The following is a 20703-nucleotide window of genomic DNA, read 5'->3' as shown; positions in this document are numbered from 1 at the left end:
CCGGGCATGGCCAGGAAGAAACCGCTGCCGTTCGATCCGATCGACGAGGCGTCACGGCAGTGGGGCCGGCGCTGGGGAGCCGTCGAGCAGATGCGGGCCGTCACCTCGCTGATGCGGGCCCAGCAGATCGTGATCGGCGAACTCGACGACATCCTGAAGCAGCACGGCCTCACCTTCGCCCGGTTCGAGGCCCTCGTCCTGCTCACGTTCTCCCGGCGCGGCTCGCTGCCGCTGGGCAAGATGGGCGAACGCCTCCAGGTCCACCCCACCTCGGTCACCTCGATCGTCCGCCGCCTCGAAGCCGCGGGCCTGGTGACCCGGACCCCGCACCCCGACGACGGCCGGGCGGTTTTGTGCGAGATCACGCCCAAAGGCAGGGACCTGGTCGAGGCAGCCACGGCGGATCTCGTCGCGGCCGACTTCGCTCTGCACGGCCTGACCGACGAGCAACTGAAGATGCTCTGGACCGTCCTGGAACCACTGCGTCACTCCGCCGGCGACTTCAGCTGAGCAAACTGTCCGTCGGTTCTGCCATGCTCTGCGACATGTCTACGTCGCCCGAGCGTGCCGCGTTCTACCTCGCCTGTCTGCGTGCCGATTCGGCCCGCTTCGCCGAAGTCGCCCGACTCGGGCTTCCCGCCAAGGTGCCGAACTGCCCCGACTGGACGGTCGAGGACGTCGTCCTGCACCTCGCCACGGTCTATCTGCACAAGATCGAGATCCTGCGCCTCAACGCGTTGCCGGATCCCTGGCCGCCGGAGTTCGGCGACCGCGATCCGCTCGAGGTGTACGACGAGCATCGCGAGAGGATCATCCCGGCCCTCGAAGCGGCCGGTACCGACCAGGAGACCTGGACGTTCTCGCCGACCGACAAGACCTCGGCGTTCTGGTATCGCCGGATGGCGCTGGAGACCGCGGTGCACCGCATCGACGTCGAGCAGGCCCACGACGTCGTCACCCCGATCGACAACGATCTTGCGGTGGACGGGATCGACGAGGTCCTCACGCTGATGCTCGGCGGCCCCTGGTGGGAGGAAGGGGACACCAAGCACCCGGTGGACGCGACCATCCGCATCACCACGGACGGCCGGTCCTGGACGATCCGCCTCGACGCGACCAGCGCGATCGTCACCCAGGGCGCCGAGGGCTCCGTCGACGCGGAGGTCTTCGGCGACCCGAACGAGATCTACCTGTGGCTCTGGGGCCGCGGCGAGCTGGATCTCGAACAGGCCGCCGGCGACGACGCCGCCGTCCAGGAGTTCCGGTCCCGGCTGGCCGAGGCCCTGACCTGAGCCTCAGACCTTCTTGAGCAGGTCGAGGCTCCGGCTGATGAGGAGTTCGGTCGCCGCCTCGTCGTACGACGGGAGGGTGCTGTCGGCGAAGTAGTGCTGGTCGCCGGGATAGGTGAACAGCTCCGCGTCGTCGGTCGCGGCGACCAGGGCGCGGGCCGCGTCGATGTCGCCCTCGTCGACGAAGTACGGGTCGGCGTCCGCGCCGTGGATCTGGACCGGCACGCCCTTCGGCCAGCTGGGGCTGAACTCCTCGACCGGTACGCAGGAGTAGTACAAGAGCGCGCCCTTCGCACCGGGGCGCGTCTGGGCCAGCTTCTGGGCGGAGACGACACCGAGCGAGAAACCGGCGTACACCAGTTCCGCGGGCAGCTTCTCGGCTTCGCGGACGCCGCGCTCGGCGACCTCGCCGAAGCCGATCTCCTGCGCGTGCTTCACGCCCTCCTCAAGGGTCGCGAACGTGCGCCCCTCGAACAGATCCGGCGTGTGGACGGTGTGGCCGGCGGCACGCAGCCGGTCGGCGAACACGGTGATGCCCGGGGTCAGCCCGAGCGCGTGGTGGAACAACAGAACCTCAGCCATGGTGATCTTCCCGCCGTCGTGGACTCGAATGATCCATGACTTTAGTACGTTCCGCCGAAGTCGATCAATAGGTACGGCGGTAGGTCAGTCGCGGTCGGGGTCGTCGGTCCAGTTGCCGCGTTCGGAGTTGAAGATCGACTTGGACGCGTTCCCGGCGACCCGGGTGTGCTGATGGGCCGGCGCCGGGACCGTCTTGGTCGTGGTGATCACGTCCTGGGCGGAGTCCATCCCGATCGGACCCGTACCGTCGTCGTCGGTGTCGTCGTCGTCGCCCTGGACGACGTCGACACTGGCCGACGCGCGCAGGCCGGTGCGCTGGATGACGCGCTGGATGGTCAGGTCACGGTCGTCGGGCCGGCTGACGTACTTGATCTCGCGGAAACCCTGGTCCTGCGCGGCGGACTCGAAGACGAAGTGGCCGTAGCCGAACATCCGCCCGATGATCGGCTTCTGCAGGGTGATGTCGAGGATCCGGGCGATCGGGGTGGTCGCGACCGTCTGCGAGAAGACGCCGCGGATCCGCATCACCCGCATGTTGGTGACGACGAACCGGTCCCGGTGCTCGGTGAGGAAACGCCAGAACGAATGCGACAGCAGCACCAGGACGAGCACCAGCAGCACGCCGGCACCCTTCAGCGGGAGCCACAGCATCGCCACCAGCAGCGCGGTGGCCAGGACGACCTCGAGCATCGGCACGGCGAACACCACCCAGTGGTGCCGCACCTCGTCGATGACGACCTCGCCCTCGTCCGAGATCAGATGGCGCCGGACCTTCGGATCGAAGATCCTGAAAAGGCCTATTCCGGCCATCCACTCACTCCCCTGTCCACCCCGCTGTCGGCCGCGCGGCCTTCGCCGAACCGGTCCCTGAACCCATCACAGCCAAGTGTCCCGCACGAATGCTCGTCACGGGACACCTGGAAGCGAAGGATCAGTTGAACAGCGCGGACAGGAAGACGATCACGCTCCCGAACGCATCGCCGACGGCCGAGAACGCACCTCCTACGGCATCTGCGGCACCTCTGGGCTGTGTGAACAGGTAGAACGCCGCAAAGGCGATGACCAGCCAGATCAGCAGCTTCTTCGGCATGTCACCACTCCTCGTTCGCAACCAACTCGGTCGACTGTGTTGTATCACGGATAGTCACCAAATGTCACTGACTGAACACAGCCCACCGCACAATGCTCACCAGCTACAAGATCCATTCTGTAACGGATCCGGGGGCATGGCAGCCATCGGCGCGCCGCTTGAGACGATCCGTCCCCAGCTGCCGCTTTCGGATGTGACAGAGAGTCGCCAGGTGTTTCACTGTTCGCTGGTCCGCGGTCGTCAGAGCGCGGCGATGAGTTCGTCGGCGGCGGAGTACGGATCGGTGTCGCCGTCGACGACCTTGGTGGCCAGCACGTCCAGGCGCGCGTCGCCGTGCAGGTGCGCGAACCGGTTGCGCAAGGCCGTCATCGCGATCGCCTCGATCTCGTCCCGGGCCCGGGCCCGGCGGCGTTCGGTCAGCACCCCGTTGGCTTCCATCCAGGCCAGCCGGTTCTCGATCGCGGCGACCACCTCGTCCACCCCTTCGTTGCGCGAGGCAACGGTTTTGAGGATCGGCGGGACCCAGTCGCCCTCGCGGCGCTCGGCCAGCCCGAGCATCGAGCGCAGATCGCGGGTGAGGTTCTGGACCCCGTCGCGATCCGCCTTGTTCACAACGTAAAGGTCGCCGACCTCGAGGATGCCGGCCTTGGCCGCCTGGATCCCGTCGCCCATCCCCGGCGCGAGCAGGATCAGCGTCGTGTCGGCCATCCCGGCGATCTCCACCTCGGACTGCCCGACCCCGACCGTCTCGACCAGGACGACGTCGAACCCGGCCGCGTCCAGCACCCGCAACGCCTGCGGCGTCGACCAGGCCAGCCCACCGAGATGTCCGCGCGACGCCATCGAGCGGATGAACACCCCACTGTCGGTCGCGTGGTCCTGCATCCGCACCCGGTCGCCCAGCAACGCGCCACCGGAGAACGGCGACGACGGGTCGACAGCCAATACGCCGACCCGCTTCCCGGTTGCCCGGTACGCCGTGACGAGCGCCGAGGTGGACGTGGATTTCCCGACCCCGGGCGAGCCCGTGATGCCGATGATGTGCGCTCGCCCCGCATGCGGTGCGAGCGCCGCCATCACCTCACGGAGCTTGGGCGACTCGTCCTCGACCAGCGAGATGAGCCGGGCGACCGAGCGGGAATCACCTTCCCTGGCACGTTCGACGAGTTCGGCGACCGGGGCTGTCCGTCGGGGCATCAGGTCAGTGTGTCAGCTGCTGGGCACGCGGACGATCAGGGCGTCGCCCTGCCCGCCGCCACCGCACAGGGCGGCCGCGCCGGTGCCTCCACCGCGACGCTTGAGCTCGAGCGCCAGGTGCAGCACCAGCCGCGCGCCCGACATGCCGATCGGGTGGCCGACCGCGATCGCGCCGCCGTTGACGTTCACCTTGTCCAGGTCGACGTTCAGCTCACGGGCACTGGCGATGCCGACCGATGCGAAGGCCTCGTTGATCTCGATCAGGTCCAGCGCCGTCGGCTCGATGCCTTCCTTGGAGCACGCCTTGACGATCGCGTTCGCGGGCTGGCTCTGCAGCGACGAGTCCGGGCCGGCCACCGAGCCGTGCGCGCCGATCTCGGCCAGCCAGGTCAGCCCGAGTTCCTCCGCCTTCGCCTTGCTCATCACGACGACCGCACAACCGCCGTCGGAGATCGGCGACGACGACCCCGCGGTGATGGTCCCGTCCTTGCCGAAGGCGGGCCGCAACCGGGCCAGCGCCTCGACCGAGGTGTCCGCGCGGACACCTTCGTCGGACTCGACGACGATCGGGTCGCCCTTGCGCTGCGGCACCTCGACCGGCACCACCTCGTCGGCGTACAGGCCGTTCTTCCACGCCTCCGCGGCGCGCTGGTGCGACCGGACGGCGAACTCGTCCTGCTCCTCGCGGCTCAGCTTCAGGCCCGAGTCGTTCACCTGGTCGGTGAGCGCGCCCATCGCCTGGTCGGTGAAGGCGTCCCAGAGCCCGTCGAACGCCATCGAGTCGACCATCGTGACGTTGCCGTACTTGAAGCCCTCGCGCGACTTCGGCAGCAGGTGCGGGGCGTTCGTCATCGACTCCATCCCGCCGGCCACCACCACGTCGTACTCGCCGGCGCGGATCAGCTGGTCGGCCAGCGCGATCGCGTTCAGGCCGGACAGGCAGACCTTGTTGATGGTGATCGCGGGCACGTTCATCGGGATGCCACCCTTGACGGCCGCCTGGCGGGCCGCGATCTGACCGGCGCCGGCCTGCAGCACCTGGCCCATGATCACGTACTCCACCTGCTCCGGCGCGACACCGGCCTTCTCCAGCGCGCCCTTGATCGCGAAGCCACCGAGGTCCGCACCGGTGAAGCCTTTGAGGCCGCCCAGCAAGCGCCCGATCGGGGTACGTGCGCCGGCGACGATGACACTGGAGTTCTGCGAGCTGCGAGTGGCGTCAGACATGTCTGTCACGATACCTGCGAGGGCACTGGTACGCCGCTGTCGATCGGGTCACACTCGTTGGATTCAAGGCCGGAACCCGGGCAGTCTGTGGCCATGGAGCACACCGGAACCCTGACGCTGTTCGAGGCGATCGACCACGTCGGCATCGCCGTCGCGGACTTCGACGAGGCCGTCCGGTACTACGCGGAGATGTTCGGGATGACGGTCGCGCACGAGGAGATCAACACCGACCAAGGAGTCCGCGAGGCGATGCTGTCGGTCGGTGGCTCCGGTTCGTCGATCCAGTTGCTGGCGCCGCTGTCCGACGACTCCCCGATCGCCAAGTTCCTCAGCCGGCGCGGCCCGGGTATCCAGCAGATCGCCTACCGGGTCCGCGACCTCGACCAGGTCTCCGCGACCTTGCGCGAGCGCGGCGCCGAACTCCTGTACGACGAGGCGCGGCGCGGGACGGCCAACTCGCGGGTCAACTTCATCCACCCGCGCTCGGCCGGCGGCGTCCTGGTCGAACTGGTCGAGCCCGCCTGACATCCGCCGGGCGCTGTCACGAGGCCGACCCGCCGGTACGGGACTAGTCTGTTGGGGTGCTGATCAACAGCGCTACGAGATCCCTGCACGACGTCCCGGACGGGTTCCTGCACGACGCTTTCGTCTATCGCGACGACGACGAGTTCGTGCAGCAGACCTCGGCCTTCGTCCGCGACGGCCTGGCCGGTGGCGAGGCCGTGCTCGCAGCCCTTCCGCCGGCCGGGATCGCCAAGCTGCGCTCGGCTCTGGGCTCCGCTGCGGACCAGGTCACCTTTCTCGACATCACCACGGCCGGCCGCAATCCGGCCCGGATCATCCCGCTGTGGCGCAACCTGCTCGACCAGAACCCGGGCCGGCCGGTGCGTGGCATCGGCGAACCCGCCTATCCGGGGCGGACCGCGGCCGAGTTCGCGGAGGCGACACTGCACGAGGCGCTGCTGAACCTGGCGTTCGAGAACGACGGCCCGTTCCAGCTGCTCTGCCCGTACGACGCGTCGATGGCGACCCCGGCGGTCGCCGAGACGCACGCGGGTTGCTTCGACCGGTCGGCCACGGAGCGAGCTTTCCGGACCCCGCTGCCCGGCGTACCGGCGTCCGCGGAGAGGCTCGAATTCGGGCTCGCCGAGCTGGCCGCCGTACGGCGTTGGTTCACCGGTCGGGCGCGATTGCGCGGCCTGCCCGGTCCGCGGGTCGACGACATCGCGCTCGCCCTGCACGAGATCTGCACCAACAGCATCCGTTTCGGCGGTGGGCGCGGGACGTTGTGGTTGTGGTCCGAGGACGACGCGCTGGTACTGGAGGTCGCCGACCGCGGGCGGATCGACGACCTGCTGGTCGGCCGGGTGCTGCCGCCGGTCGACGGGCTCGGCGGACGCGGCGTCTGGCTCGCGAACCAGCTCTGCGACCTGGTCCAGATCCGCTCGGGCGCCGGCTTCACCCAGGTGCGGCTGCACACGCGGCTGCACTGACTCCGCGCTGACATCGAAAGCCAGTCGCTCGATAAGACCACCAAACGCACTGGACTGAGAAAGTGACAGTCGTCTCAACGGCTGCGAACTAGGTCACAGACCGCTGCAGCGCGGGCATACTCGTCGGTAGATTCCGCTCACACGCCCCACCAATCCGGAGGTACGACGTGAAGCAGATCCTCGACGCGATCCTGGCCGGCGAGAACGCGGCCCTCGGCGAACTGCCGGTGCCCGAGCACTACCGCGGGATCACCGTGCACGCCGACGAGGCGACCATGTTCGACGGGATGGACAGTCGCGAGAAGGATCCGCGCAAGAGCCTGCACCTGGACGACGTACCGACACCGGAACTCGGGCCGGGCGAGGCGCTGGTCGCCGTGATGGCCAGCGCGATCAACTACAACACGGTCTGGACGTCGATCTTCGAGCCGGTCTCGACCTTCAGTTTCCTCAAGCGGTACGGGAAGTTGTCGCCACTGACGGCCCGCCACGACCTGCCGTACCACGTGGTCGGCTCCGACCTGTCCGGCGTCGTCCTGCGGACCGGGCCGGGCGTGAACGCGTGGAAGCCGGGCGACGAGGTGGTCGCGCACTGCCTTTCCGTCGAGCTGGAATCGCCCGACGGTCACAACGACACGATGATGGATTCGGAGCAGCGGATCTGGGGCTTCGAGACCAACTTCGGCGGCCTGGCCGAGCTCGCGCTGGTGAAGTCGAACCAGTTGATGCCGAAGCCGGCCCATCTCACCTGGGAAGAGGCTGCCTCGCCCGGCCTGGTGAACTCCACGGCGTACCGGCAGTTGGTGTCGGCGAACGGCGCGAACATGAAGCAGGGCGACGTCGTGCTGGTGTGGGGCGCGTCGGGTGGGCTCGGTTCGTATGCGACCCAGTTCGCGCTGAACGGCGGGGCGATCCCGGTCTGCGTGGTGTCGTCGCCGGAGAAGGCGGAGATCTGCCGGGCGATGGGCGCGGAGCTGATCATCGACCGGTCGGCCGAGGGATATCGCTTCTGGTCGGACGAGCAGACGCAGGACCCGAAGGAATGGAAGCGGCTGGGTGCGAAGATCCGCGAGCTGACCGGCGGGGACGATCCGGACATCGTCTTCGAGCACCCGGGGCGGGACACCTTCGGCGCCTCGGTCTTCGTCGCGCGCAAGGGCGGGACGATCGTGACGTGTGCCTCGACGACCGGGTTCATGCACGAGTACGACAACCGGTACCTGTGGATGAACCTGAAGCGCATCATCGGCTCGCACTTCGCCAACTACCGCGAGGCCTGGGAGGCCAACCGGCTGATCGCGAAGGGCATGGTCCATCCGACGGTCTCGAAGGTCTACTCGCTGGAGGAGACCGGCCAGGCGGCGTACGACGTCCACCGCAACCTCCACCAGGGCAAGGTCGGCGTCCTCACCCTCGCCCCCACCGAAGGCCTCGGCGTCACCAACCCCGACCTCCGCGCCCAGCACCTCCCCCAGATCAACCGCTTCCGCAACCGCTGATCCGTACCTTCAGTTGGTTTGGGCACAGGAGCGGTCAGGTGAGGGTGAGGTGCCCCCCGCCCCGCCTTCCTTCCTTCCCCTCACCTGGGGTTATGCACAGACCCGGTTAGGTGATGGTGGGGTGGTTCTGACAGGCTCTAGGGTGGGGATTTCATCCGAGCCGCCTAGAAGGGAACTTGGGGATGGCTGACGAGTCGAGCCTGCCGTTCTTCGACCGTACGGCGACCGCTGCCGGGGGCTTCCCCGTCGGTCGGCGCGGGTACGACAAGCAGGCAGTGGACGACTACGTCCGCGCGCTGGAGGCGCAGCTTGCCGACGCGCGCAACCGGGTGGACGAGTTGCAGAACAACTCGGCGCCACTGCAACGCCAGCTCGACGAGGCCAAGCGCCAGCTCGAGGCCAGCGCCAACCCGTCGTACGCGGGGCTCGGTGACCGCGCGGCGCAGATCCTCCGGCTCGCCCAGGACCAGGCGTCCGAGGCACTGGAAGAGGCCAAGCGCGAGGCCGACGAACTGCGCGCCACCGCCGCCAAGGAGGCCACTTCGGCCCGCGCGGCCGGTGAGCGCGAGGCACAGGACATCCGCACCGTCGCGCTGAACGAGGCCGACAGCCTCCGCCGCACCGCCGAGGGCGACGCCGCCGAGATCCGCCGGACGGCCGAGACCGAGGCCGGCGAGGTCCTCGCGGCCGCCCGCCGCAAGGCCGAGCAGTTGCAGCTGACGGCCGAGTCGCAGTCGAGCACGCTGAAGAACGGCGCGCTGCACGAAGCGGAGAAGATCCGTACGGCGATCCAGCGTGAGTCCGCCGCTCTGCGCGCCCGCCTCGCCGACGAGCGCGAGCAGCAGGCCAAGGAGCTGGCCGACAAGCACTCCCAGATCGCCAGCGACACCGAGAACCTGACCACCCAGATGCGCGAGGCCGCCGAGGCGTCCGAGCGTCGCGTCGCCGAGGCCACCGCGCAGGCGGCGAAGATCCGCGCGCAGGCGGAGGAGTCGGCCGAGCGCACGCTCGCCCGCGCCCGCCGCGAGGCCGAGCAGTTGCTCACCACCGCCCGGACGAGGTCGGAGGCCGAGCTGGCCAACGCCGCCGACGAGGCGGAGCGGTCCCGGACGATCGTCGCCCGCGAGACCGAGCGGCTGGCCAAGCGCCGCGACGGCATCCTGGCCCAGATCGCCGGCCTGAACGAGATCGCCGGCAACATCGCCCGGCAGGCCGCCGAGCTCGACTCGGAGACCGCCGCCCCGGCGTACACGCCGTTCAACTCCGGCAGCACTCCGGCGGCACCGTCGAACAGCAGCACCGACAGCCCGTTCGGTCGCACCGGGAGCCCGTTCAGCGCACCGTCCACCGACACCCCGTCGTACCCCAACATCGGTTCGTACTCCGCGCCGAGCAGCACCGGCGACGACAACTCGTACGGCGGAGCGTCGTCGAGCGACAGCTCGTACGGCGGTTCATCGGCCAAGGAGGCGCCGACCGGGTTCGGTACGACGTCGACCGGCAGCCCGTACCGCGGGAACAGCCCCTTCACCGGGGCAGACGCGGGTGGTGCTCGGGTCGACGAGACCCGGATCGACACCGGTCTGCGGGTCGACGTGTCGACGCTCGAGGCGGCGCGGTCCGAAGAGCCGCGCGATGCGACCCGGATCGACGAGTTCCGGCTCGACGACCGGGCGGACGGCAAGAAGTCAGAGGTCGACGCGAAGACGGCGAAGACCGGCGCCGACGCGAAGGCCGACACCGACGGCGATGCGGAGATCGAGCTCGACGACGCGCTTGACGCCGAGGTGTCGAGCAAGAGCTCCGAGGCCGCCGGCAAGGTGGCGGACGAGGGTGACGCCAAGGCCGCGAAGGACGACAGGTGACGCCACCCGGCGACGACACGTCGGTCGGTAACATCGCGGCGATCGAGGCCGCGACCAGGGAGGCGAAGGCCGCGGCGGCCGAGGCTGAGGCCGCGGCCGACGACGCCGGGAAGTCCGCCGAGGAGGCTGAGACGTCCGCCGAGCTGGCGGAGGACTCCGCCGCGAAGGCCAAGGTCGCTGCCCGCTCTGCCGATGCCGACGCCGACCGCGCCGATGCGGACGCCGATCGCGTGCAGGCCGATGCCGAGGAAGCGGACAGCCTGGTCGGCGAACTGCTGATCGAGGAGCGGCACCCCTCGGAGGGGATGGGCGCACCCGGTCCGCCGCTGCGCCGGTCGAACCCGTTCGTCTTCGGCTTCTTCGCCGCGCTCGGCGTGCTGGTCGCGTGGGGTCTGTGGCACGCGCTCGGTCAGGCCAAGTCGGTGCTGATCCTGCTGATCGTCTCCATGTTCATCGCGGTCGGCCTGAACCCGCTGGTCGAGTGGTTCATGCGGCGCGGGCTGAAGCGCGGACTGTCGGTCGGCGTGGTGTTCCTGCTGGTGCTGGCAGCGTTCGCGGGGGTCGGTTTCGCGATCGTGCCGGTGGTGACGGACCAGATCAACGGGCTGATCACCAACGCGCCGGACTGGCTCGACCTGCTGACCAAGTCCAAGACGCTGACCGACCTCGACACGAAGTACCACTTCATCGACAAGGCCAAGGACTACATCCAGGACCCGGCGCTGGCCCAGAAGGCCTTCGGCGGTGTCCTCGGTGTCGGCAAGGTGGTCGCGAACGCGCTGTTCTCGGCGTTCACCGTGCTGATCCTGACGCTGTATTTCCTCGCCTCGCTGCCGACCGTCAAGAAGGCGGCGTACAGCCTGGTCCCGGCCAGCCGGCGGCCGCGGGTGTCGATCCTCGGCGACGAGGTGCTCGGCCGCGTCGGCGGATACGTCAGCGGTCAGTTCCTGGTCGCGATCACCGCCGGGTTCTTCGCGTTCGTGTTCCTGGAGATCGTCGGCCTCGGCCAGTACGCCGTGGCGCTGGCGATCGTGGTCGTCTTCACCGACTTCATCCCGATGGTCGGTGGTCTGATCGGCTGCGTGATCATCACGCTGATCGGTCTGACCGACGGCCTGTGGACCGGCGTCTTCTGCCTGGCGTACGGCGTGATCTACCAGCAGATCGAGAACTACGTCGTCGCGCCGCGGATCATGCGCCGCGCCGTCGACATCCCGGGCGCGGTGACGGTGATCGCCGCACTGCTGGGTGGCGCGCTGCTCGGCGTGGTGGGCGCGCTGCTGGCGATCCCGACGGCCGCGGCCGTGCTGCTGATCATCCGCGAGGTGTGGGTCCGAAAGGCCGACGCTTCCTGAACCGCCGGCCCGCCCCGCAGCCGGAAATGTGATTGACGGTTGCGGGGCGGTCGCGTTTCCTCAGCAGGTGACGAATCCTGCACTGCCGACCGCCAGGCACCTGGCCGGGTTCAGCTTGCCCGCTCAGCATCCGGTGAGTCGGGAGTGGGTCGACGACGAACTGCGGCTCGACCTGCTGACCGAGCAGCACGAACTCGACGTCGAGTTGCTGACGGATCGGGAGATCGCGGCGCTCCGCACCGAGCGGTTCGCTCCGGGCCGGCCGATCGAGCTCATGTTCAACCAGTGGGTCCGGATCGCGGCCGATCAGCAGGTGATGCTCAGCATGCGGTACGAGGGCGGTGACCCGGCCAAGCCGTTCGTCGATGCCTCGGCCCTCAGTCGTCCGTTGCAGCCCGGAGATGTGCGGCCGGCGGCGAGCGCGGCCTCGGAGTACTTCGGTTCACTCGACCCGAAGTACCTGCGGCTTTGGAGTTCGAAGCCGATCGGGTCCTTCCCGGGATGTCTTCCGGACAAGCGGTTCCTCGCCGGTCCCCTCGACGTACTGCGGCGTGCGGGCGAGCGGGTGCCCGAGGAGCTGACGCTGGTCGAGGCGACGTCCCTGGCGAACTACGAGCACGCGCAGGCGGCGTACGCGGCAGTCGATGCGGCGCATCCGGAGCACTCTGAGCAGGCGCAGTTGCAAAGCCGGGACAAGCTGGAGAGCACCGTCGAGGACGGGCTGCTCTTCGACGTGCTGGTCGACGGCACCTGGGCCGGCTACATCGCGGCCTCACCCGAGGGTCAGAATCTCGGCCTCCCGGCGTACATCGTCCAGGACATCATCCTCACCCCCGACTACCGCGGACAAGGCTACGGCCCCCACCTCACCACCCTGCTCGCCCGCGCCCTCCACGCCCGCAACCAACTGACCTTCCTGCTCGGCACCATCCACGCCAACAACCAAGGCGCCCTCACCGCCGCCCTCACCGCCGGCCGCACCGACCTCGGCGGCTGGCACCAATTCCCTTTGTCTATCGACGGAGAGCAGTGATGAGCGAGTCCTGCATCTTCTGCGCCATCACCGCTGGCCGGGCATCCGCCAGATTCGTCTACGAGGACGACGACGCCTGCGCGTTTCTCGACATCAATCCGCTACGGACCGGCCACACCCTGGTGGTCCCCCGCCGCCACGTTCGCGACCTCACCGACGAAGGCGCCGCCGAGACCATCGCGTCGATCGGCCCCGCGCTCCAGAACACGGCGCGGCTGCTCTCCACGCGATTGGATGCCGACGGCATCAGTGTCCTGCAGGCCAACGGCGCCGCAGCCGGCCAGACCGTCTTCCACCTGCACTTCCACCTGCTCCCCCGGCCCACCGGCGACAGTCAGCTCACCGACTGGACCGCTGACTCCAAGGCTCGCGAGACCCTGGACGAGACCCACCACAGGCTCAGGGCAGGAACGGGGTGATGGTGGTGAGGAAATCGTCGAGGCGTTCGGCGTGGACCCAGTGGCCGGCCTCGGGGATTTCGGCGTACTGGGCGGTCGGGAAGTAGGCGGCGATGGTGGCGCGGTGGTCCTGTTGGACGTAGTCGGACTTGCCGCCGTAGACGAAGAGAGTCGGTCCGTCGAACGAGCCGGTGAGGTCTTCAGGCCAGCCGGAGATCTGGGGCAGGGCGGCTTCGATGACCGGGAGGTTCGGGCGCCAGCGGGCGCCTTCGGTGTCGAGGATCAGGTTCTGGAGCAGGAAAGCGCGGGTGCCGGGTGAGTCGACGGCGTCGACCAACTGGGCTTCCACGTCGGCGCGACGGTGGACGTTCGAGAGATCGGCGGAGCGCATCGCCTTGGCGTACTCGACGAAGGCCGGCGGGTACGTCACCGGCGCCGCGTCGACGACGATCAGCCGCTCGACGACCTCGGGATACTGCAGCGCGGTGACCATCGCGGTCTTGCCACCCATCGAGTGCCCGATCAACGCGACCGGCCCGGTGCCCAGGTCCGCGATCGTCTCCTGGACGTCCGCGGCCATCTCCGGGTAGCTCATCGTGTCGACGTGCGGCGAAGTCCCGTGGTTGCGCAGGTCGAGCGCGTACACCCGATGCGCGGACGCCAGCCGGCGAGCGGCCGTCATCCAGTTCCGGCCGGAGCCGAACAGACCGTGCATCACCACGACCGGTGAACCACTCTCGCCGTACGCCGTGACCGGGAGCTTCATCGACACCTTCCTCGAACCGACCGAACCAACCGAACCATCAAGACCGACAAACCTTCACCGACGGCGTTGCCAGCAAGCCGTGTGCCAGTGCCGCCGCTCGTCCAGCGACTGCCCGCCGCCGATCGCCGCGAGCAGACTCGGGTTCTCCGGCCAGACCACCACGTGCGGGGTGGCCGGCAGGATCTGCTGATCGCACCCGGGGCAGCGGTACGCCTTGGTCGACGCGGATCCCGACACCTGCCGAACGATCCAGTCGCCGTCGGCGTGCGACTCCCGGAGTTGGTGACCGCCCATCAACGGACGGTCGCTGACCGGCCGCGTGTGTTTCGAGGGTCTTCTCTTCCGGGGCGACACAGCAGCGAGCCTATCCGCCGCGACCAGAGGGCCGGATCACACCCGCCCGGACGGCTCAGATGCCGCGGGCGGCGTGTTCGGCGCGGAGGTCCTTGCCGACGTCGTGCATGTGCGACAGGCCCATCCGGTACGACTCGAGTACGCCGGTGCTCAGATACGGCATCCCGATGCGTTCGCAGTACGACTGCACGATCGGCTGGGCGAAGCGCAGGTTCGCCCGCGGCATGCTCGGGAACAGGTGGTGCTCGATCTGGTAGTTCAGTCCGCCCATCAGCCAGTCGACGACCAGGCCGCCCTGCACGTTGCGGGACGTCAGCACCTGCTTCTCCAGGTGTCCCCAGTTGGTGTCGTCGTCGGGCATCTCCATGCCCTTGTGGTTCGGCGCGAACACGCTGCCGAGGTGCAGGCCGAAGAGCGCGTGGTGCAGCGCGGCGAAGGCGATCGCCTTGCCGGGAGACATGATGAGGAAGAGCGCCCCGAAGTACAGGACCAGGTGGGCGGCCATCAGGCCGAGTTCGATCCGGGCCTCACGGGTGCGGCGCTTGCCGATCAGGAAGATCACGCTCGACACCTTGAGGTTCAGGCCTTCGAGGGTGAGCAGCGGGAAGAAGATCTTGGCCTGGTTGCGGCTCAGCCAGCCGTGCAGACCGGTCCGGCCCTCGGCCTGCTCGAGCGTCCAGACCAGCACGCCCTCGCCGACGTCGGGGTCCTTGTCGGTGTGGTTCGGGTTCGCGTGGTGCCGGTTGTGCTTGTCGTTCCACCAGCCGTAGCTCATCCCGCACAGGAAGTCCCCGTGCAGCATGCCGAGCCAGTCGTGCCACTTGCGCGACTTGCTGATCTGCTGGTGGCCGGCGTCGTGGCCGAAGAACGCTGCCCTGGTGGTGAAAATCGCCAGCGGTACGGCGAGCAGCAGTTGCAGCCACGAGTTGCCGAGCAGGATGATGCCGGCCCAGGTCGCCGCCAGCAGCGCCACGTTCAGGGTGATCGCGATCACGTACGACGCCGTTCGGCGCTCGAGCAGCCCGGCTTCTCTGACCTCACGCAGCAACGGAGCGAAATCGCTGCCCTTCGTACCGGTACGTGGACCGGGATTCGGGCGGGCGGAAGCAGTGACGGGCTGTGCCATCAGGGTCCTCATCTCAGAGCGGTGGGAGGCCTAGGCGAACAGCCTCGGCCAGCGTACGCCATCCAGCCTGGGCGCGACGCGACACGAAAACAGCGGTCCTGGCACCAGTACGGCGTGGGTGGAGGGACCCCGGGAGAGAGTGGACCTAGCACCACTGAGGAAGAGCTGACGCTCCGTCATGATGGTGGAGCCGGGTCTCCGGCACCCTGGTCGAGACAGCACTGCACGGGAGAAGAGCGATGACGATGACCCAAGCGCCGCCCCAGGCGCCGATGCGGTTCCCGCGCCTGGCGCAACCGTTCATCGCCTTGTTCCTGGCCGTCCTGGCCGAGCTGGGCATCGCCTTCTTCGTGCTCAACGTGGTCGCCGTACCGCTGATCGCGGTCTGGGTCGGCATCCCGCTGCTGCTGGTGTTCGTGCCCTGCGTCCGCTGGTTCGCGAACTGCCACCGGACGTTGTTCGGGGCCATCACCGGCACCGAGATCCCCCGCCCGTACAAGAAGCCCCCGCTGCCCGGCATCCTGATGTGGTTGCGCACGACGCTGAGCGACCCGGCCACCTGGCGCGACATCGCCTGGCTGCTGGCCAACGCCGTCGTCGGGTTCGTCCTGACGCTGGTGTCCGCGGTCTTCTTCTTCACCACTGCCTTCTACCTGATCTATCCGCTGCTGGTCGGCGTGACGCCGCACGGGGTGTTCGACGAGCCGTTCGGCGGCCTGATCACGCTCAGTTTCTGGCAGAGCTTCGGGATGGTGCCGCTCGGCCTGGTCGCGTTTCTGATCTGGTACGCCGTCGGCGAGCGGCTACTCAAGGCCGACGCCGCCCTCGGCCGGTCGCTGCTCGGGCCGACCGAGAGCGCCAAGCTGGCGATCCGGGTCCGCGAGCTGTCCGAGTCCCGCGCCGAGACCGTCGACACCCAGGCGGCCGAGCTGCGCCGGATCGAGCGCGACCTGCACGACGGGGCGCAGGCCCGGCTGGCCGCACTGAGCATGAACCTCGGCATGGCGGAGGAGATGGTCAGCCGTGACCCGGCGCAGGCCGCCGCGTTGCTGACCGAGGCGCGCGAGTCGGCGAGTACGGCGCTGTCGGAGCTGCGCGACCTCGTTCGCGGCATCCACCCGCCGGTGCTGGCCGACCGGGGACTGGAAGGCGCGGTGAAGGCGCTCGCGCTGACCTGCCCGTTCAAGGTCGACGTCACCATCGAACTGCCGGGCCGGCCGCCGGCGCCGGTGGAGTCCGCGGCGTACTTCGCGGTCGCCGAGGCGCTGGCCAACATCGTCAAGCACTCGGCCGCGACGACGGCCTGGATCCAGATCACGCACGAGTCCGAACGGCTGCACATCCTCGTCGGCGACGACGGGGTGGGCGGCGCGACGGTACGGCCCGGCGGCGGTTTACACGGAATCGAGCGGCGGCTGAACGCCTTCGACGGTACGTTGACCGTGGCCAGCCCGACCGGCGGGCCGACCACCGTGATCATGGAGTTGCCTTGCGAGTCGTCATCGCTGAAGATCACGCCCTCCTCCGGGACGGCTTGATCCGCCTGCTCGAAGCCCACGACTTCCAGGTCGTGGAAGCCGTCGACAACGGTCCCCGGCTGGTCCCGGCGCTCGTCGAGCACCGGCCGGACGTGGCCGTTGTCGACGTCCGGCTGCCCCCGACCTTCACCGACGAGGGCCTGAAGGCCGCCATCGAGGCCCGCCGCCAGGTCCCGAACCTGCCGATCCTCGTGCTGTCGCAGTACGTCGAACAGCTCTACGCCCGCGAGCTCCTCACCGGCGGCGGCGGCGCGGTCGGTTACCTGCTGAAGGACCGGGTCTCCAACGTCGCCGACTTCCTCGACTCGGTACGCCGGGTCGCCGGCGGCGGTACCGCGATGGACCCCGACGTCATCGGCCAACTGCTGGCCCGCAACACCCGCGACGAACCGATCAGCCGGCTCACCCCGCGCGAGTCCGAGGTCCTCGGCCTGATGGCCGAAGGCCGCTCCAACGCCGCCATCGCCGCCGCCCTCTTCGTCACCGAGAAGGCCGTCTCCAAACACACCAACAACATCTTCGCCAAACTCGACCTCCCACCCTCAGAAGACGACAACCGCCGCGTGATGGCCGTCCTCACCTACCTGTCGTCGCGCTGACGGCCGCGGTCGGCTACAGGCGGATCCGGCGGAGGAATTCCTGGGTGCGGGGTTCGGTCGGGTTTTCCAGGACCTGGGATGGGGGGCCGGATTCGAGGAGGCGGCCGTTGTCGAGGAAGCAGACCTGGTCGGCTACGTCTCGGGCGAAGGCCATTTCGTGGGTGCAGAGGAGCATGGTCATGCCGTCGGTCTTGAGTTCGCGGAGCAGGTCGAGGACTTCGCCGACGAGTTCGGGGTCGAGGGCGGAGGTGACTTCGTCGAGGAGCATGAGTTTGGGCGAGTTGACCAGGGCCCGCGCGATGGCGGCTCGTTGTTGCTGACCGCCGGAGAGCTCGTCGGGGCGTGCGGTCGCCTTGGCAGCCAGGCCGACCCGGTCGAGCATTTCGAGGCCGCGGGTGCGAGCGACGTCACGCGGTACGCCGTGGACGCGGATCGGGGCGAGTGTCACGTTGTCGAGGACCGTCAGGTGCGGAAAGAGGTTGTAGGCCTGGAAGACGATGCCGATGCCCGAGCGGACCCCGTCGGCGTCGACGCGGGGGTCGGTGATGTCGTAGCCGTCCAGCTCGATCACGCCGTCGTCGACGGTCTCCAGCAGGTTGACGCAGCGGAGCAGGGTCGACTTGCCGGATCCGGACGCGCCGATCAGTACGACGCACTCCCCCGCCTCGACCTCCAGACTGAAGCGATCGAGCACCACATTCGACCCGAAGGATTTCCGCACCTCGCGGATGGACAGCAGGCTCACACCACACCTCCCCCGCCGCCGTACCAACCCTGCCGCCGGGCGACCCAGTCGGTCAGCCGGGTCAGCGGGATCGTCAGCGCGACGAACAGCAGCCCCGCCACGACGTACGGGGTGAAGTTGAAGTCCTCGGCGGTTTCGAGTTGCGCCGCCCGGATCGCGTCGATGACCCCGAGGACGGCGATCAGACCCGAGTCCTTCTGCAGCGAGACGAAGTCGTTCAGCAACGGCGGCAGCACTCGCCGTACGGCTTGCGGCAGTACTACGAAGCGCAGGGTCTGCCGGTACGACAAGCCGAGCGACCGCGCCGCCGCTCGTTGGGAGGGATGCACCGACTCGATGCCCGCGCGGAACACCTCCGCGACGTACGACGAGTAGGTGAGCACCAGCGCCGCGCCACCCCAGATCACCGCCTGGTTCGGCAAACCGCGCAACTGCAGCGCCGGGACTCCGAAGCCGAGCAGAAAGATCACCAGCAGCAACGGCAGCCCGCGGAACACGTCGGTGTAGGCGGCGGCGAACACCCGCAACGGGAAGAAGATCGGCCCGCGCAAGGTACGCATGATCGCCAGCGTCATCCCGAGGATCACGATCAGCACAGCGCAGATCAGCATCACCCGGACGTTCAGCCACAGCCCCTGCGCGACGACCGGCAACGCCTCCCAGCCGCGATGGACATTGAAGAACGTCTCGCGCACCCGCGGCCAGCCCGGCGTCGAGCCGACCCCGACCGCGACGAGCACGACCAGTACTACGGAACTGATCCCGGCGATCGCGGTCGACCGCCGGGCCCGGCTGCGCCGGTACGCGATCCGTTCCTGCTGGAGAGCGGACGGCTGCCAGTCGCTCACGAGAGTTCCGGCGCGCCTTCCGCGGTCAGGAACTGGTCCTGCAGGCGGGTCAGCGTGCCGTCAGCACGCAGCGCGTCCACGGCCTGCGAGACACACGCCGTCAGCTTCGACCCCTTCTCCAGCACGAACCCGAACTGCTCGGCCTGCCCGCCGGCCGGAAGCTGCCCGACGATCTTGCCGTTGTCGAGCTGCGCCGCGGTCATGTAGAAGCCGGTCGGCAGGTCGACCACGATCCCGTCGAGCTGCTTGTTCTTCAGTGCCTGGACGGCGAGGTCGTTGCTGTCGTAGACCCCGGGCTTCTGCTTCGGCTTGATGACGTCGCGCAAGGCGGTGTAGCTCGTCGTGCCGACCTGGGCGCCGAGCTTGGCGTCGGCGAGGTCCGCGATCGACTTGGCGTTCGCGATCTTGCTGCCGGCCGTGGTGATCACGGTCTGCCGGACGTCGTAGTACCCGGTGGAGAAGTCGACGGCCTTGCGGCGGTCCTCCGAGATCGACACCTGGTTCACGTCGAAGTCGAAGTTCTTCGGACCGGGCGCGAAGGCGGCGTTGAACTGCACGGTCTGCCACTTCACATTGGCGGCCTCGAAGCCGAGCTTCTTCGCCACGGCGTACGTCACGGCCGACTCGTAGCCCTTGCCGTTGGCCGGGTCGTTCGCCGAGAACCACGGCTCGTACGCCGGCTTGTCCGTCGCGACCGTCAGGGTTCCGGCGGACTTGACCGCCAGTTGGTCCTTGCTGCAGGCATCGGCGGCGGGCGGGGTGGTGGCCCCACCGCCGGCGTTGTCCTCCGGGGCACAGGCGGCGAGTCCGACAACAGCGAGCACGGCCAGCGCGGCCAGGCCAGAACGTGAATTCATGGCTAGAGCGTAGAGGCAGCGGCTCAGCGGCGGCGGTAGGTGGTCGGGGGGAGGCCGGTGTGCTGGCGGAAGCGGGTGGAGAAGTACAGCGGGTTGGTGAAGCCGACCTCGGCGGCGATGGTGGCGACCGGGCGGGTGGTGAGCTCGAGGAGGCGGCAGGCGGCGTCGAGGCGGCGGCGTTCGACGAAGCGCTGCGGGGTGACGCCGAGTTGTTCGCGGAAGAGATGGGCGAAGCGGGAGACGGAGAGGTTCGCGGCCCGGGCCAGGACGGCGACGTCCAGGTCGGCGCGCAGGTCGCGGTCGACCAGCTCGATCGCGCGGAGCAGGCGGTCGTCGATCTGGGCGGCCGACGGATTCTGGGTGTCGCACCACAGCAGGGCGGCTTCGAGGGCGTTGACGCTGAGCAGTTCGCCCTGCGGCAGCACGCTGTCCTGGTAGCGGACGCAGGCGTGCAGGTTCTCGGTGATCCGATCGAAAGCCTGCTCACCGGCCCGAAGCTGATGGATGCCCGGGGCAACCTCCGGCCAATCCAGCAACGGCAGCCAGTCGGGCTTGGAATGGAAGTGCACGAAGAGAAAATGCCACTGCCTGTACTCCGGTTCGACACCGTAATCGTGCAAGGTGCCCGGCCGCACCAGCGTGGTGACCCCCGCGTCGGTCAGCACGTCCCGACCACCCGGTACGCCGTACCGCCCTCGTCCCCCGAGTGTCTGGGTCAGCAGGAAGTCGGTGGTCCCTCGCGACCGGTAGGTCGCGTAGCCGGCCCGCTCGTCGAACTCGCCGGCCAGCAACCGGCGTACCGTCGGTGTGTAGGACTCAGCAGGATCTCGAAGGTTCACAGC

23 protein-coding genes are annotated in these 20703 nt (G+C 68.7%); 11 read left to right on the top strand and 12 right to left on the bottom strand.

The annotated features are described in order from the left end of the window. Window positions 1-6: 6 nt before the first annotated feature. Both EV138_RS35575 and EV138_RS35570 read left to right on the top strand, forming a co-directional pair. Complete coding sequence (locus EV138_RS35575) at window positions 7-510, top strand: MarR family winged helix-turn-helix transcriptional regulator (protein WP_133984986.1); 504 nt, start codon at window positions 7-9, stop codon at window positions 508-510. 35 nt (window positions 511-545) lie between these two features. After that, window positions 546-1292: a maleylpyruvate isomerase family mycothiol-dependent enzyme gene (locus EV138_RS35570; RefSeq protein ID WP_133984984.1), complete on the top strand. Its 747-nt coding sequence runs from the start codon at window positions 546-548 to the stop codon at window positions 1290-1292. A 3-nt stretch (window positions 1293-1295) separates the two neighbouring features. Here the strand turns inward: EV138_RS35570 and EV138_RS35565 are convergent, their stop codons facing one another. The 5 genes from EV138_RS35565 to EV138_RS35550 form a co-directional block, all read right to left on the bottom strand. Beyond that, window positions 1296-1871: a dienelactone hydrolase family protein gene (locus EV138_RS35565; RefSeq protein WP_133984982.1), complete on the bottom strand. Its 576-nt coding sequence runs from the start codon at window positions 1869-1871 to the stop codon at window positions 1296-1298. A gap of 84 nt (window positions 1872-1955) precedes the next feature. Continuing rightward, complete coding sequence (locus EV138_RS35560; protein WP_133984979.1) at window positions 1956-2681, bottom strand: PH domain-containing protein; 726 nt, start codon at window positions 2679-2681, stop codon at window positions 1956-1958. Between the two features lie 121 nt (window positions 2682-2802). Then, window positions 2803-2961, bottom strand: a complete 159-nt coding sequence (locus tag EV138_RS37525; RefSeq protein ID WP_166678885.1) for a hypothetical protein — start codon at window positions 2959-2961, stop codon at window positions 2803-2805. Window positions 2962-3201: 240 nt separating this feature from the next. After that, window positions 3202-4158: a methylmalonyl Co-A mutase-associated GTPase MeaB gene (gene meaB, locus EV138_RS35555; RefSeq protein WP_112239618.1), complete on the bottom strand. Its 957-nt coding sequence runs from the start codon at window positions 4156-4158 to the stop codon at window positions 3202-3204. 12 nt (window positions 4159-4170) lie between these two features. After that, complete coding sequence (locus EV138_RS35550) at window positions 4171-5385, bottom strand: acetyl-CoA C-acetyltransferase (protein ID WP_133984977.1); 1215 nt, start codon at window positions 5383-5385, stop codon at window positions 4171-4173. Between the two features lie 93 nt (window positions 5386-5478). On the opposite strand from EV138_RS35550, the gene mce reads away from it, so the two are divergent. From mce to EV138_RS35515, 7 genes are all read left to right on the top strand, one after another. After that, window positions 5479-5910 carry a methylmalonyl-CoA epimerase gene (mce, locus tag EV138_RS35545; RefSeq protein ID WP_133984975.1) on the top strand — a complete coding sequence of 144 codons (432 nt, stop codon included), beginning with the start codon at window positions 5479-5481 and terminating at the stop codon, window positions 5908-5910. A 56-nt stretch (window positions 5911-5966) separates the two neighbouring features. Then, on the top strand, window positions 5967-6878 hold the full coding sequence (locus tag EV138_RS35540; RefSeq protein WP_133984973.1) for a sensor histidine kinase: 912 nt from the start codon (window positions 5967-5969) through the stop codon (window positions 6876-6878). 167 nt (window positions 6879-7045) lie between these two features. Further along, a complete protein-coding gene (gene ccrA, locus EV138_RS35535) occupies window positions 7046-8377 on the top strand; it encodes a crotonyl-CoA carboxylase/reductase (protein WP_133984971.1) in 1332 nt (443 codons plus the stop codon). Window positions 8378-8559: 182 nt separating this feature from the next. After that, window positions 8560-10242, top strand: a complete 1683-nt coding sequence (locus tag EV138_RS35530) for a coiled-coil domain-containing protein (RefSeq protein ID WP_133984969.1) — start codon at window positions 8560-8562, stop codon at window positions 10240-10242. Further along, window positions 10239-11597, top strand: coding sequence for an AI-2E family transporter (locus EV138_RS35525; protein ID WP_133984967.1), 1359 nt, complete (start codon window positions 10239-10241; stop codon window positions 11595-11597). The genes EV138_RS35530 and EV138_RS35525 overlap by 4 nt, the downstream gene beginning before the upstream one ends. Window positions 11598-11664: 67 nt before the next feature. After that, the gene (locus EV138_RS35520; RefSeq protein WP_238158594.1) at window positions 11665-12630 is read left to right on the top strand and encodes a GNAT family N-acetyltransferase; all 966 of its coding nucleotides are present in this window, start codon (window positions 11665-11667) and stop codon (window positions 12628-12630) included. After that, on the top strand, window positions 12630-13049 hold the full coding sequence (locus EV138_RS35515; protein WP_133984965.1) for an HIT family protein: 420 nt from the start codon (window positions 12630-12632) through the stop codon (window positions 13047-13049). The genes EV138_RS35520 and EV138_RS35515 overlap by 1 nt, the downstream gene beginning before the upstream one ends. Here EV138_RS35515 and EV138_RS35510 read toward each other — a convergent pair. The 3 genes from EV138_RS35510 to EV138_RS35500 form a co-directional block, all read right to left on the bottom strand. After that, window positions 13030-13794 carry an alpha/beta fold hydrolase gene (locus EV138_RS35510; RefSeq protein WP_133984963.1) on the bottom strand — a complete coding sequence of 255 codons (765 nt, stop codon included), beginning with the start codon at window positions 13792-13794 and terminating at the stop codon, window positions 13030-13032. The two genes, EV138_RS35515 and EV138_RS35510, sit on opposite strands and share 20 nt — an antisense overlap. 54 nt (window positions 13795-13848) lie before the next feature. Then, the gene (locus EV138_RS35505; RefSeq protein ID WP_232828225.1) at window positions 13849-14088 is read right to left on the bottom strand and encodes an Rv1322 family protein; all 240 of its coding nucleotides are present in this window, start codon (window positions 14086-14088) and stop codon (window positions 13849-13851) included. Between the two features lie 115 nt (window positions 14089-14203). Next, window positions 14204-15274, bottom strand: coding sequence for a fatty acid desaturase family protein (locus tag EV138_RS35500; protein WP_133984961.1), 1071 nt, complete (start codon window positions 15272-15274; stop codon window positions 14204-14206). Window positions 15275-15513: 239 nt separating this feature from the next. Here EV138_RS35500 and EV138_RS35495 point away from each other — a divergent pair, with 239 nt between their 5' ends. Further along, entirely contained in the window at window positions 15514-16812 is a 1299-nt protein-coding gene (locus EV138_RS35495) for a sensor histidine kinase (protein WP_133984959.1), read from the top strand. After that, window positions 16764-17411, top strand: a complete 648-nt coding sequence (locus EV138_RS35490; protein ID WP_112239596.1) for a response regulator — start codon at window positions 16764-16766, stop codon at window positions 17409-17411. Before EV138_RS35495 ends, EV138_RS35490 begins: the two co-directional genes overlap by 49 nt. A gap of 13 nt (window positions 17412-17424) precedes the next feature. Here EV138_RS35490 and EV138_RS35485 read toward each other — a convergent pair whose 3' ends face one another. The 4 genes from EV138_RS35485 to EV138_RS35470 are packed head-to-tail and all read right to left on the bottom strand — an operon-like array spanning window position 17425 to window position 20700. Next, window positions 17425-18156 carry an amino acid ABC transporter ATP-binding protein gene (locus tag EV138_RS35485; RefSeq protein ID WP_133984957.1) on the bottom strand — a complete coding sequence of 244 codons (732 nt, stop codon included), beginning with the start codon at window positions 18154-18156 and terminating at the stop codon, window positions 17425-17427. Continuing rightward, window positions 18153-19004: an amino acid ABC transporter permease gene (locus EV138_RS35480; RefSeq protein ID WP_133984955.1), complete on the bottom strand. Its 852-nt coding sequence runs from the start codon at window positions 19002-19004 to the stop codon at window positions 18153-18155. Before EV138_RS35480 ends, EV138_RS35485 begins: the two co-directional genes overlap by 4 nt. Beyond that, window positions 19001-19861, bottom strand: coding sequence for an ABC transporter substrate-binding protein (locus tag EV138_RS35475; protein WP_133984953.1), 861 nt, complete (start codon window positions 19859-19861; stop codon window positions 19001-19003). The genes EV138_RS35480 and EV138_RS35475 overlap by 4 nt, the downstream gene beginning before the upstream one ends. Window positions 19862-19884: 23 nt before the next feature. Then, window positions 19885-20700: a helix-turn-helix domain-containing protein gene (locus EV138_RS35470; RefSeq protein WP_133984951.1), complete on the bottom strand. Its 816-nt coding sequence runs from the start codon at window positions 20698-20700 to the stop codon at window positions 19885-19887. Between the last annotated feature and the right edge of the window lie 3 nt (window positions 20701-20703).

The sequence above is a fragment of the Kribbella voronezhensis genome (assembly GCF_004365175.1).
In the GTDB taxonomy this organism is placed as follows: domain Bacteria; phylum Actinomycetota; class Actinomycetes; order Propionibacteriales; family Kribbellaceae; genus Kribbella; species Kribbella voronezhensis.
This window is presented reverse-complemented; position numbering and strand designations above follow the sequence as displayed.